Origin of the sequence: Methyloprofundus sedimenti (assembly GCF_002072955.1) — a bacterium.
Classification (GTDB): domain Bacteria; phylum Pseudomonadota; class Gammaproteobacteria; order Methylococcales; family Methylomonadaceae; genus Methyloprofundus; species Methyloprofundus sedimenti.
Window position 1 is genome coordinate 1,243,781 of sequence record NZ_LPUF01000001.1, and the last position, 12,693, is coordinate 1,256,473.

Below are 12,693 nucleotides of genomic sequence, written 5' to 3' on the forward strand. Positions count from 1 at the left end.
AAATGGCAGTAACTAAAGCAGATTTCGCTGAAAAATTGTTTAATGAAATTGGTTTAAATAAGCGCGAAGCGAAAGAAATGGTTGAGCTTTTTTTTGAAGAAATTAAAACTTCACTAGAGCAAGGAGAGCAGGTAAAAATCTCGGGTTTTGGTAAGTTTGAATTAAGAGATAAAAACAGTCGTCCAGGAAGAAACCCCAAGACAGGTGAAGAGATTCCTATATCTGCACGTAGGGTCGTCACTTTTAGAACAGGTCAGAAGTTAAAAACGCGAGTAGAAGCTTATGCTGGAGCCAAGTAATAATAACGAATTACCTCCCATCCCTGCAAAACGCTATTTTGCAATCGGTGAGGTGAGTGATCTATGTGGCGTTAAGCCGCATGTATTGAGATATTGGGAACAAGAGTTTGAGCAATTAGAGCCTGTAAAAAGGCGTGGCAACAGGCGTTATTATCAACGAAATGATGTCATGTTAATTCGCCAGATCAGAGCTTTGTTATATGAACAAGGTTATACAATAGGCGGAGCTAGAGCTCACTTGCAGAGTGACGATGCTAAAGATGACTCAGGACGTACCAAGCAAGTTATCCATCAAATGATTGGCGAACTAGAAGATATTTTAGAAATTCTAAAATAAATATTGATAAGCTGGGCAGTTGCTTTATACTTGGTCGGCTTATCTATATGACTAACGCTCGTTGGTCATTCTTAATAGTTAAAAGTTCAATATGTCGGGGCGTAGCGCAGCTTGGTAGCGCACCATACTGGGGGTGTGGGGGTCGCTGGTTCGAATCCAGTCGTCCCGACCAATTGAATCAAGGGTTTACATGAATTTGTAAGCCTTTTTTTATGCCTGAAATCCGCTGTTGCAAAAAAATCTGATTAAAAGCAGTTTTTGGTTGGGGCGTTAAACACACTTTAAAGTAAATGGTAGTCATCGCCGAAGTAGCAGCTGTTGCATATTTAGCATAATAATTTTATGTTTTATGGCGCATATACTCATTAATTGATTACTAAGAGCAGATGTTAATGGCCGAAACTGGCTCAATTATCTTGTTCATTGACAATTGTATCGTTGTAGAAGTTTCGATAGTTGGGTATTAGTTGGTAATGTATAATTAATGTATGATTCTGTTTCTAACTGGACTTCAGTAGTCGCTCACTTTACAGCAGCAACTTTTAAGGTCAATGTTTTAATCACGGTTAGTCAGTTAGACTTTCTAGCCAGTACATTCCATTTACCATATCGCTTTTTATAAGTAGCCATTTCAAGTTCCTCATGTGACACAATGTGGCGAATGAGAATAATTAAAATTTAACTAGTTGTTTAATATGATAAAAAGTAACTATTGTTATCGGACTTCTAAGCCGAAGAACACTGGTTCGACTCCTGTCAAGCGTAGATTCGAGCCCCAACGTCCACCGCATTTACAAACACTTTACTCGTGTTTCGATAAAAATATCCTCCTTAGCTTATTGCTAAACTGCTGGCATTATCAGAGTAGCTATCCTCATCAAACTCTAGTCCTGAATTAGTCATTAAATCATCTATTTTAAGGTATTGTGCCACTTAACGTGTAAACAAAAGCCTTTGTTACCCAATATTGATTGTAATCCAGATTTATATCAAATAAGTTTTCCCTGCTCATGCCTGAAAGGGAAAAGGAAAAAATATGAAAAAAATAATTGATCTGTATGGGGCATTTGTTGAGCCGCTAATCATCATAACTGCACTTATTATTGTGATGCTTGGTCAAAACGAGATAAATCTATTTTTCTATTGGATCTCGTTTGGTTTGCTATTAGGAATAGGCCTATGGCGTCTGCGCAAACCTGAGTTATATTTTTCCTTAGCTAAAGATAAGGCCTTTCTTACATATTCCGTTTTTATCCTCTGGGCCTTTATTTCTACTATGTATTGGTCAGTCGTCAAGGTAAATAGCATCATAACGATAGTCACTTTTTTAATAGGCTTATTAAGTTACTTTATAGGTTTTACAGATGACAGTAAAAAATCACTTAATGTGCAGAAATTATTATTGATTTTAGGCTCAGGGCTGGTTGCTTATACTTATTATCAGTACTTCATATTAGAAATACCACGTCCCATGGGGCTATTGTTAAACTGGAATACTCATGCAGCGTTTCTCGCGATGATTGTATTGCCTTGGGTAGTTCGTTATGCGGTAAACACTAAAATTAATTTAGTTAAAACTTATTCTATATGCATTATTGCTTTGTTTATTGCCTTTGCGATGGGCTTGACTCAGAGTCGAGGTGCTTTGCTGATTTTAGCAACGTGCGCTTTTTGTTTATTCATTATCATTAGGCGACAGCACTTACCTTATAAGCAAAGTTTGTTTTTTCTATTAGCTATTATTCTAGGCTATATGGTGAGTAGCTTTTTTGTTGATCAGACCCTGGTGCAGCGTATTAGCACAATTGCCGAGGTGCAAACCTATACAGCTACGGATGCCGGTCGACATTTATTATGGCTTCCTGCCTGGCAAATGTATCTGGATAGGCCTTTTTTAGGTTGGGGTCTGGGGACTTATTCAGTATTGTTTAAACAATATAAAGCACCGTTAACCAATGAGCTGGGGCATTATGCACATAATGATTATTTACAATTTCTACTTGAATTAGGGCCAGTTGGTTTATTGTTATTTCTGGCTTTTGTCTTTTTTATAGTTCAAAAATTATATTATGTACTACAAAAACAAGAAGGAATATTTTCCGCGTATAAAACCGAAGCATTGGCACTGTTAATACCCTGTATAGGTATGCTGATTCATACTTTTTTTACTTTCCATTTGTACCATTTATCTATGCAAATAATTTTTGGCTATTATCTGGGACAGGCAAGTAAATGTTTACAGGTAGAGCAAGGGATTTGGGTTAATAATAGTGCTTTGAAAGCTAATAAAAATTTCTTGTGGCTGTATCGTACTCTCTGTTTTGGACTCATTTTAGTAGTTATTATTTCCGGATTTTCTGCTTATCATCAAGTTAAAGGACAAAAAGCAAACACTTATCCGGAAAAAATAGATCATTATCTGAAAGCAAGTTTGTTCTTTACTGCATCAGACAGGTATGAAGCTTTAAGCGCCCGCTATACGGCCATACAGCTAAAAAATATGCCTGTTAATGCTGAAAATTCAGGGCAACGCCAGCAAGTAGCCGCATACGCTTTAAATGCAGTTAATCGTGCAATCGAAAAAACACCTTTGGATGCGCAAAATTATATAACTAAAATAGATATTTTGTTAAGTATGCACGCTGAGTATTCAGAGATCCGCGCACAATATGTAAAATTATTAACAATTAACCCCTACTTAATAGATGTTCGTTATCATTATGCCCAATTACTAGACGTAAATGGGCAACATCAACAAGCCCTTGCTATGATGTGGGAAGGGTGGGGACGTATTAATAAAGGCACCTATCAAAAGGCGTTAGATTATTTATTATTTCAACTGGAGTTGAATAATAAATATGGTAAACCTGAGGATAGCTTAATAATTGAACAGCTAATCCCACAGATGGAACAGTTAATGAAAGATAAAAAAAGTGGGCAATATGTCTTTTTTAAATCAAATTAGAGCTGGAATGTTAAGGGGCATAAACGTCTAACAGACAGGAGCATAAAAGCTGTGGCTTTTTTAATGGCGGCAATAATTAAAGCTATTGGATTCCTCGTTTTAAATGCTCTGCGAACAGATTTCTAATTTTGCTATGTAAGTCCGCTTAAAATTGAGACAGCTTGTGGAAACTTATGACATAATTATTATTCTGGAGTTCAGACTTTACTATTACAAATCAATTAACAGGGGGATTACTAACTTGTAATTATTGTGGTATAGACTATTCTTTATTCTAGTTATAGTTTTAAACTCTCTATTCTTAACATTTTATAAGGTTGAAAATATTATGCAAAATATAAAATATCAGAAAGCACAACAAGGTTTTACCTTGATCGAACTAATGATCGTGGTCGCGATTATTGGTATTTTAGCATCGATTGCTTTACCTGCTTATCAGGATTACATCGTAAAAGCTAATGCGGGTGCCGCGGTAGGAAACCTCGGAGGTCAGAAAATTAAAGTGGCTGAAGCTTTTTCTTTGGGAGTAGGCAATGATGGCGCACCTGGTACTTTAGGATGCAAAGATACTGGTAATTCTGATATTCCAGATTGTGGTACTGGTGGTGTACTATCAACTTCTGTAGGGGGTGTTACAGCAAAATTAACGCCTTCTACTGCAACAACAGGTAAAATTGACTGGGCTTGCGAAATAAGTAGTTCTACTTCAACTATAACATCTAGTAATATACCTAAACAGTGTACGGTTGGCAGCTAGTAATATATCTAAAGGATGTACGGCTGGGTAGACGCTTTAGAAAAAAGGCGTTCAATCAGCTTGATTTAGAACATATGCAAAAACCATCCAGACTGTAATTGGTCTGGGTGGTTTTTTTGTTTGTTGTTCAAAGCAAAAACATAGTCAATTATTTTCTGTTTATGCAACCTAAACGAAACAGTATCACTAGTTCTGACGCTTTGCCTGGGAATTCAGCAGGGGAAACGCGGAACGTTTCGTAACGTAGCTCGTCAAGAGGGATAGGCTTCCTCAACACAGAGTATGAAAACGGGAAAAGATGCGCATTGAAACTGAAATAAAGCTTTTTTTAGAAAACGGTTTTTAACTTCTGTATTAACGCTGCCAGCGCTGTTAGTAAAACAGCTGCTGAAATCACACCTACTGAAACCAGCATATTACTAAGCCATTCCGGTTTTAACAGTAATATCATCCCCAGACCTAACATCATGCTACCCGAGAGCAATTTTAATAAGCGCCCATTCTGTTCGGACAGTTTTTTTTGCCCCATCGTCAGGGTAAACAACAGGACAATCACTAATAAAGGAATAATGTAGACGATGTTATACAGGAGCAGATACAGGTAATATTGTGTTGTGCTGAGTTCATTCAGGGTTAGCACACGCGTATAAACCATCGGCAGGCCAGCAGTGCAGAGTAGCTCATAACTGTTGGCGGCAATTGCCAGGATAACGGTGGCAGAGATCATGGTCGTCAAACTTCCGCTCTGGGTGAGGGCGCGTATGCGGGTAAACAGCCTGGATCTGCTGGAATCTGATAATGACAGGGAAACGCCCTGTTTAAAAAAGAAATAATCCTTGATATTGATCAATCCAAAACTGATTGCAATAAGTCCAGCGGCTGCGGTAATCATAATCAGTTCTTCAGTGATCAGAAACAGGTTAAGCCAGGCGCTCATAAACAGGAAGTACATCACTCCGGAACAGAAGACAAAAATTCCGCCAATAAGCAGCATTCTACTGCGAGTGCGGTGATGTACCATTAAGCTGAGCAGAAATAACAGAATAAAAAAAGCACAGGGATTAAAAGCATCCAGTGCGGCAATAATAAAGGTAAATACAGGTAGAGAAAAGTCCTGGTAATGAATGCTGCCCAGGCCGGGAATATTGAAATTTTCTTGTATTCCTGGGGTGTTTTTTTGCTGATGACAGGCCAATAATTTTTCTTTGAGTTCCTGACCTGTGGTTTCAGCGCGGTCATAACCGACCAGCATTTGATCACAAAAAATAAATGCAGGGACTGAATTAGCGGGCTGTTGTAATTGTTCTGCCATCAGTAAATAACGTTTCTGATTTTCGCGATTATCAACTAAATCATAGCTATATACCGTTAACCAGGGGTATATTTTGGGCAGAGCGTTAATCAGGGGCTTGGCTTCTTTACAATGCGGACAATAGCGCGACCAGAAATAATGCAGGGTCACTTGCTTGCCAGTAGATGATTCTTTAATAGTTTCTGCTTTTAAAGTTGTCGCAGTCAGCAGGCTACTTAATAAAAATAACAGGCCTACAAAAATGATAAATTTGCTTGATAGGACGTGTTTATATTGGGGAATATTGAGTATGCGGGGCATTCTATTGTAATAAAAGCTGATTGGGCTAATATGCTTAGACTTGTTAGATTTGACAAGATAACATCTTTTAAGCATCATTAATAATAAAAACCCAAAAAAATTATGAGTATCGATACTTTAAAAATACGTCGCATAGGGATAGACACCTATCATGAAAATGTTGCGTATCTAAACCGCGAATGCAGTATATATCGTGCCGAAGGTTTTCAGGCTTTATCTAAAATTCAAATCAGCATTAATGGTACTCGACTACTTGCAGTACTCAATGTGGTTGATGATGATGCTATTGTTCAGCCTGGCGAACTCGGTCTTTCCCTGCAGGCATTTAATTATTTGAATGCCAGCGAAGGAACACTGGCCACTGTTGATCATGCTGAAGCCCCCAAGTCTATGGATGCCGTGCGACGCAAGATTAACGGCGAACGTCTTGATCAGGCAGATTTTGATGATATTAGCCATGATATCGTCGAAACCCGTTATTCAAAAATGGAAATGGCTGCCTTTCTGGTTGCGACCGGTCAAAATAATCTTGATCGTGACGAACTGTTATATTTGACGCGTTCTATGTTGAATTCAGGTGAGCGGATGGATTGGCACGAACCCCTGGTAGCTGATAAGCATTGTATCGGCGGGATTCCCGGCAACCGGACTTCGATGTTAGTTGTGCCTATTGTTGCCGCGCATGGCATGTTAATTCCAAAAACCTCCAGTCGCGCGATTACCTCCCCATCCGGCACGGCTGATACCATGGAGATACTCAGTAAAGTCAATCTCACGCCTGATCAGATGTCTGATATTGTGCGTCAGGAGCGGGGTTGCCTGGTTTGGGGCGGGACAGCTAAACTGGCTCCCGTTGATGATATATTGATTGCAGTGGAAAGGCCCTTGGGCATTGATTCGCAAGGCCAGATGGTCGCCTCGATTTTGTCAAAAAAACTGGCAGCTGGTTCTACGCATTTGATTATTGATATACCGGTAGGTCCCACAGCAAAAGTGAGACATATGCGTCAGGCCCTGGCCTTACGTAAACTATTTGAGTTTGTTGGCGACCGGCTTAATATACACCTGGAAGTCATGATTACAGATGGCCGGCAACCAATAGGCCTGGGTATAGGGCCGGTTCTTGAAGTACGGGATGTAATGCAGGTACTCAATAATGATCCTGAGGCACCTGCTGATTTACGCCAGAAATCTCTCCAGCTAGCCGGTAGAATTATTGAGTTTGATCCTGATGTGCGTGGCGGGCAGGGCTATGCCATTGCCAGAGATATCCTGGAATCAGGACGGGCGTGTGCAAAAATGAAAAACATTATCAAGGCACAGGGTGCCAATGAAATAGACTTACAGCCCGGGAAACTGAGTTATCCTGTATGTGCTGACCGGGATGGCGTCGTAACCCATATTGACAACTTTCAAACAGCTAAAATTGCCCGTATTGCTGGCGCTCCGATGGATAAAAAAGCAGGTGTAGATTTATTTAAAAAACTGGGCGATAAAGTAACAAAAGGTGAAGCATTGTTTCAAATTTATGCAGAATTTCCTGCGGATTTCAAGTTTGCCACAAAACTGGCACAACAGAACAGCGGTTATAGTATTGGTGAAAAGGAACAAATTCTACAACCATTAATTGCCTTTTAGGAGAAAGAGACTATGTTGATACTGGCTTTTCCAGATTATCTGCCTCAGGCGAAAAGATTAGCATTAGCACTTGGTGCGCCATTGCAGAAAGTGGATTTGCACCAATTTCCTGACGGCGAAAGTCTTTTGCGATTACCCGTAGACTTGCCCAAACATATCATTATTTGTCGCAGCCTGAATCAGCCTAATGATAAATTGATCGAATTGCTATTGTGTGCAAAAACCGCGCGGCAGCAAGGCGTGCAAAGAATCACACTTGTCGCACCGTATTTATGTTATATGCGCCAGGATATTGCTAACCAACCTGGTGAAGCTGTCAGCCAGCGTATTATTGGACAAATGCTGGCGGAACTGTTCGATGACGTAATTACTGTAGATCCTCACTTGCACCGTATATCCAGATTAAATCAGGCAATCCCGATTGATAATGCGATTAGCCTCTCGGCAACGGATGAAATTGGTCTTTTTCTCCTGCAACATTTTAAGCATGCGGTATTGCTAGGGCCAGATAGTGAATCTGTACAATGGGTTGTCGCGATTGCCAAAAAAACAGGTTTTGAGTATTCTATAGCGGAAAAAGTACGCCAGGGCGATACACAAGTTAGCATGTGCCTGGCTGAATTTGATTTCCACAATAAACCCGTCGTCATTATTGATGATATGGCCAGTACCGGTCGAACATTGGCAAAAGCCACGGGCTTATTATTAGCAGCCGGCGCACAACGCGTTTATGCAGTCATTACCCACCCTTTATTTTGTCAGGATGCCGAAGCTCATATTATGCAGGCTGGTGTACAACAAATCTGGAGTACTGACAGTATTAGCCACACCAGTGCCTGTATTCATCTGGATAAATTACTGGCACAGGCGATAAAAGAAATATTATAGATGCTGACTTCGAATTATTCCGAAATTACTCAGGGGAATAGTTGCACCTAAAAACCGCAGTTGACCGCAATAAAACACTATAAGTGACTGAGTATAAAATATAATGATCGTAAATGCTTGTCACCTGTTGGGTGACTCTACTCAGCTTCACGGTTTTGTGCATAAATCCGAGCACGAAATACTGCGTTTCAGCTCTTGCCAAGGGCTACGGCCATTGCCTGCGAGCTGTGCCTTGTCTTTTATACTCAGATTTCCCGCAATATCTGTGCTCAACTGCGGTTTCTAGGTTGCAGCAAACACATCAAAAGAGGCGAAAGCAAATTATCAATAAGCTAAAATCCGGGATATTTCTCAACTTATTGGCACCATCCTTCAACATAAGTTGCATTCTCAAAATTTAGAGCTTATTATCAAACCAGATGATGATATCTACGATGTAATTTAGTTTTCTCATACCCACTCAAGATCTTATAAAGGAAAAATAAAATGTTTAAAAAATCGATTGCGTTATTTTTTACGGGGATTCTTATCATTGGCATTTCTGCTTGCGAAAAAGAAGAGGGTCCAATGGAAAAAGCGGGTAAAAGCATGGATAAAGCTGCTGCAAGCGTTCAAGAATCTACGGATAAAGCAGCTGAAAGCGTTAGGAAATCTTATGAAGAGACCAAAGATGCCATATTAGACAAAGGTCCTGCAGAAAAGGCGGGCGAAAGCATTGATGATGCAGTTGAAAATATTAATAAATAAGACTATGGCATCTGGCGCAGCAAGGTTATCAGCAGCTTCTGTTGAAGGCGCTTAATTCAAGACTCAAATATGCCGCTCCACAGCAATATATCGTTTACAAACCGGGTTTAATTTTTTAATGCACCGCATAAAAAATTAAACCCGACCTGTAGAATTTTTTAAAACAAGCATTCCTGGCGGGCTACAATCCGGCCTGAGTAGGCACTTCGCTATCTATTTCTGGCAAATCATTCTCTGAGCCTAATAATATCGAAATCCAGCGGGTATCCGTGTTCTTTTCTAAAACAATTTTAGCAATCATGGTAAACGGTACTGATAATAACATGCCGACACTACCAAAAACCCAGCCCCAGAAGGTTAACGATAAAAAAACCACGAGCGTTGACAAGCCTAGACCTCGCCCCATAATCCGCGGTTCCCATATATTACCTACCAGCATATTGACCAGAAAATAGCCTAAGGCTACTAATAATGAGCTATCGACACCCAATTGTACCAGGCTGAGTAACACGGTCGGAATGGCAGCAATAATTGAACCAATGGTAGGTACAAAATTAAACATAAAGGCAATTACACCCCAGAGTATAGGGAAATCAATACCTAATATTGATAACCAGATAGTAATTAGCAAACCGGTTACCAGACTCGTGATTGCTTTTATAGCAAGGTATTGGTTTATTCTGGCAACTATTTCTCGGGAATGATTGATAAAGTTAGAGTCATCAAAAGCAACCTGAATCTTTTGCGGTAATGAATAACTTTCAAATAATATAAAGATAACTGTCAGCTGGATCAGGAATATATCTGCAAAAACAGCCCCTAAACCGGTAATCAGTCCACCAATAAATTTCATGACTTTACTGGCATTAAACTCTTTAAATGAGTCAATATTAACCGCGTGCTCTATACCATGGCTATTCAGCCACTGAGTCAACGTGTCTGTTTGTAGTTTTAAATTATTCTGGTAATAGGGTAATTGCTGGGAAAATTCATTGACTGAACTAATGATATAGATACCCAAGGTACCAATTATTATAAATAAAGCTAATATTACCAGTAATATAGCCAAAGTAGATGAGAGACCTTTTTTATCTAGCCATGCCAGTGATGGCAGGCAAATAACAGCAATAAAAATCGATAGGAATAAGGGATTTAAAATCGGTGCTGCCGCCTTCATGCCGGCAATAATAATACAAATTGCGGCTAAGGACATAAGGATAGGAGTACGTTTAGTAGGCATATTCAACTTTTAGTGTGCAATTTGAGTCTAAACTGAGGGATTTAATAACACCTGAAACGAGACGCATAAGATGTGCTGAATAAAGTAGTGAGGCACTAGAGGGTATCCTGACTATCATACTTGTAACTTAATGTGTAGGGTACTGATTCAGCACCCTACTTGACTACGTATTATTTAAACCAGGAATCATAAAAGCGGGGATTAAACATTTTATTAATCGCATAAGCTATACGAGCCTTGGATTGTTTAACTGTGGCGCCCTCTTTGACATCACCAGTAGCCAGCCCCATCCAGATTACATAACCAGTATTTACATCTAGTGCTACAACGATTAACGCTGCTTTAGGAACATTTTCAGGGATTTCAACATCTTTTGCCGGGTCAGCTTTTAACTGTTGGGCTTCCATGTCTACGCCAGTAAAGAAACTTATTGCGACTTCTGCATCCTGATCGGCTACTTCTGTTAGACCTTTTGCGCGTAATTCACTGTCTATCAGAAATTTAATATCGCTGGAAACATCAAATTTTGGTGGTTGCCATTTTCCTTCGGGGTCGTTTAATACTTCTGCAGAGCCTAACCAGGCATATGTTGTATAAGCCTTTAAATTCACTTTAGGATCAGATGCTGTTTCAATTTCTATATCTTTAGTTGTAGAGGCACAAGAAGATAATAGTATAGATAGAATTAATAATATTAAAGGCGAGTAAAGTTTTTTCATGAGTTTTTAATTATATAAATTAACGAAACATCACTTTACCTTAAAAAGTATGCTGATTCCATTGCAATATCACCAAAGCAAACAATAATTAACTAGAATGAATTATAGACTTTTATACCTTATAAGCCGTATTTTGCATTAAAACTGAGAGTTTTTAAGTTTAAGGAAACACAAAGATTGCATAACTTGAGTTGCCTTAAGCGAATAGCCGGAGTTGAGTATTAAGAACTCAAATAAAACATTCTACTTGTCATGGGCTTGTGATTTAATAAGACTGTTATGCCTATTAGTTCACATTATAAGAGTTTATTATGCGTCTTTTTTTACACCGTTGGTATTGTCAGTTTCTGGTTGGTTTGTTTGCATTATTTTTGCTTGCCTGTGAGCCTAAAAATGAATATATCACCCCGCCGGCTCCAGAAGTGACTGTTAGCCTACCCATTCAGAAAAGTGTCACAAAATATTTAGAGTTTACCGGCACCACGCAATCAGTCGGGTTTGTCGAAGTTAGAGCTCAAGCAACAGGTATTTTAAAAAGCATGCACTTTGAAGCTGGAACAAACGTCAAGCAAGGCGACTTATTATTTATTATCGATCCCGAACCATACCAGGCGTCTCTAGCTGCGGCACAGGCCGGATTAATCAGCGCTCAAGCACAGCTAAACCGTACTCAGGCAGAATTAGACCGTGCCGATGAACTGATCAAAAAAAACTATATTTCGAAAACCGAGCATCTGCAACGTAAAACAGAGCGTGATGTGGCGCAAGCGGCAATTGGATTAAGATCTGCTGAGGTAGAAAGTGCAAAAATTCAACTGAGTTATACACAGGTCACTGCCCCTATTGCCGGACGCGTTAGTCGTAATATCGTTGATATTGGCAATTTAGTGGGTGAAGGAAAAGCCACATTATTAACGACCGTAACGCAATATCAGCCTATGTATGTCTATTTTCATTTAAATGAACGGGATTTATTAAGCATAATGAAATTGCGTGGCGAGAAAGCCCGGCAAATGGGTCATGCTCCTGACAAACAACCTGATCAGGGATTAAACATTCCTCTGTTTTTGGGTTTAGCAGATGAAGACGGTTTCCCTCATGAAGGGAAATTAGATTTTGCAGAGTCTGCATTGAATACCAATACCGGCACTATCGAATTACGCGGGGTATTTTCCAATACAGAGGTCCCAGAGCGTCTGATTCCTGGCTTATTTACCCGTTTACGCCTGCCTATTGGAGAAACGCCTGACGCTTTACTTATTGACGAACGTGCAGTAGGGGCTGATCAAAGTGGACACTATCTTTTAGTCGTCAATCTGGAAAATAAAGTTGAAAAACGCCTTGTCACCTTAGGTCAAAATATTGACGGCATGGTGGTTATTAGTAAAGGTATCAAAGCAAACGATCAAGTCATCATTAATGGTTTACAAAAAGCCAGTTCGGGTAGCATCGTAAATCCAATAACCGCTTCTATCACAGCAGGATAAACGC

The 12,693-nt window shown here is 39.6% G+C and carries 11 protein-coding genes and 1 tRNA gene; 9 read left to right on the forward strand and 3 right to left on the reverse strand.

Annotated elements, in window-relative coordinates; translation table 11 throughout:
• Positions 1 to 2: 2 nt before the first annotated feature.
• The 5 genes from ihfA to AU255_RS21195 all read left to right on the forward strand — a co-directional run bounded on the left by ihfA (position 3) and on the right by AU255_RS21195 (position 4,358).
• Positions 3 to 299: an integration host factor subunit alpha gene (gene ihfA, locus AU255_RS05500; protein WP_080521939.1), complete on the forward strand. Its 297-nt coding sequence runs from the start codon at positions 3 to 5 to the stop codon at positions 297 to 299.
• Positions 283 to 636 carry a MerR family transcriptional regulator gene (locus AU255_RS05505; protein ID WP_080521940.1) on the forward strand — a complete coding sequence of 118 codons (354 nt, stop codon included), beginning with the start codon at positions 283 to 285 and terminating at the stop codon, positions 634 to 636. The genes ihfA and AU255_RS05505 overlap by 17 nt, the downstream gene beginning before the upstream one ends.
• A gap of 95 nt (positions 637 to 731) precedes the next feature.
• A tRNA-Pro gene (locus AU255_RS05510) sits at positions 732 to 808 on the forward strand.
• Between the two features lie 864 nt (positions 809 to 1,672).
• A complete protein-coding gene (locus tag AU255_RS05515) occupies positions 1,673 to 3,601 on the forward strand; it encodes an O-antigen ligase family protein (protein ID WP_080521941.1) in 1,929 nt (642 codons plus the stop codon).
• 328 nt (positions 3,602 to 3,929) lie between these two features.
• Complete coding sequence (locus AU255_RS21195; RefSeq protein WP_080521942.1) at positions 3,930 to 4,358, forward strand: pilin; 429 nt, start codon at positions 3,930 to 3,932, stop codon at positions 4,356 to 4,358.
• A gap of 328 nt (positions 4,359 to 4,686) precedes the next feature.
• Here AU255_RS21195 and AU255_RS05525 read toward each other — a convergent pair whose 3' ends face one another.
• Positions 4,687 to 5,970: a TlpA family protein disulfide reductase gene (locus tag AU255_RS05525; protein ID WP_080521943.1), complete on the reverse strand. Its 1,284-nt coding sequence runs from the start codon at positions 5,968 to 5,970 to the stop codon at positions 4,687 to 4,689.
• A 102-nt stretch (positions 5,971 to 6,072) separates the two neighbouring features.
• Here AU255_RS05525 and AU255_RS05530 point away from each other — a divergent pair, with 102 nt between their 5' ends.
• The 3 genes from AU255_RS05530 to AU255_RS05540 all read left to right on the forward strand — a co-directional run bounded on the left by AU255_RS05530 (position 6,073) and on the right by AU255_RS05540 (position 9,243).
• Positions 6,073 to 7,608, forward strand: coding sequence for a thymidine phosphorylase family protein (locus tag AU255_RS05530; protein WP_080521944.1), 1,536 nt, complete (start codon positions 6,073 to 6,075; stop codon positions 7,606 to 7,608).
• 12 nt (positions 7,609 to 7,620) lie between these two features.
• A complete protein-coding gene (locus tag AU255_RS05535; RefSeq protein ID WP_080521945.1) occupies positions 7,621 to 8,496 on the forward strand; it encodes a ribose-phosphate diphosphokinase in 876 nt (291 codons plus the stop codon).
• A gap of 486 nt (positions 8,497 to 8,982) precedes the next feature.
• Entirely contained in the window at positions 8,983 to 9,243 is a 261-nt protein-coding gene (locus AU255_RS05540; protein ID WP_080521946.1) for a hypothetical protein, read from the forward strand.
• A gap of 181 nt (positions 9,244 to 9,424) precedes the next feature.
• Here AU255_RS05540 and AU255_RS05545 read toward each other — a convergent pair whose 3' ends face one another.
• Positions 9,425 to 10,456 (reverse strand): AI-2E family transporter, encoded by a 1,032-nt coding sequence (locus AU255_RS05545; protein WP_198942538.1) that lies wholly within the window; start codon positions 10,454 to 10,456, stop codon positions 9,425 to 9,427.
• A gap of 197 nt (positions 10,457 to 10,653) precedes the next feature.
• Positions 10,654 to 11,202, reverse strand: a complete 549-nt coding sequence (locus tag AU255_RS05550; RefSeq protein WP_080521948.1) for a DUF4136 domain-containing protein — start codon at positions 11,200 to 11,202, stop codon at positions 10,654 to 10,656.
• 311 nt (positions 11,203 to 11,513) lie between these two features.
• Here AU255_RS05550 and AU255_RS05555 point away from each other — a divergent pair, with 311 nt between their 5' ends.
• Entirely contained in the window at positions 11,514 to 12,689 is a 1,176-nt protein-coding gene (locus AU255_RS05555) for an efflux RND transporter periplasmic adaptor subunit (RefSeq protein ID WP_080521949.1), read from the forward strand.
• Positions 12,690 to 12,693 lie beyond the last annotated feature (4 nt).

Bases quoted from the DNA above. Each gene is read 5' to 3' on its own strand.
- AU255_RS05545 (WP_198942538.1), bottom strand. From the start codon at position 10,456: ATGTCCTTAGCCGCAATTTGTATTATTATTGCCGGCATGAAGGCGGCA.
- ihfA (WP_080521939.1), top strand. From the start codon at position 3: ATGGCAGTAACTAAAGCAGATTTCGCTGAAAAATTGTTTAATGAAATT.
- AU255_RS05515 (WP_080521941.1), top strand. From the start codon at position 1,673: ATGAAAAAAATAATTGATCTGTATGGGGCATTTGTTGAGCCGCTAATC.
- AU255_RS05535 (WP_080521945.1), top strand. From the start codon at position 7,621: ATGTTGATACTGGCTTTTCCAGATTATCTGCCTCAGGCGAAAAGATTA.
- AU255_RS05505 (WP_080521940.1), top strand. From the start codon at position 283: ATGCTGGAGCCAAGTAATAATAACGAATTACCTCCCATCCCTGCAAAA.
- AU255_RS05530 (WP_080521944.1), top strand. From the start codon at position 6,073: ATGAGTATCGATACTTTAAAAATACGTCGCATAGGGATAGACACCTAT.
- AU255_RS05550 (WP_080521948.1), bottom strand. From the start codon at position 11,202: ATGAAAAAACTTTACTCGCCTTTAATATTATTAATTCTATCTATACTA.
- AU255_RS05525 (WP_080521943.1), bottom strand. From the start codon at position 5,970: ATGCCCCGCATACTCAATATTCCCCAATATAAACACGTCCTATCAAGC.
- AU255_RS05555 (WP_080521949.1), top strand. From the start codon at position 11,514: ATGCGTCTTTTTTTACACCGTTGGTATTGTCAGTTTCTGGTTGGTTTG.
- AU255_RS05540 (WP_080521946.1), top strand. From the start codon at position 8,983: ATGTTTAAAAAATCGATTGCGTTATTTTTTACGGGGATTCTTATCATT.
- AU255_RS21195 (WP_080521942.1), top strand. From the start codon at position 3,930: ATGCAAAATATAAAATATCAGAAAGCACAACAAGGTTTTACCTTGATC.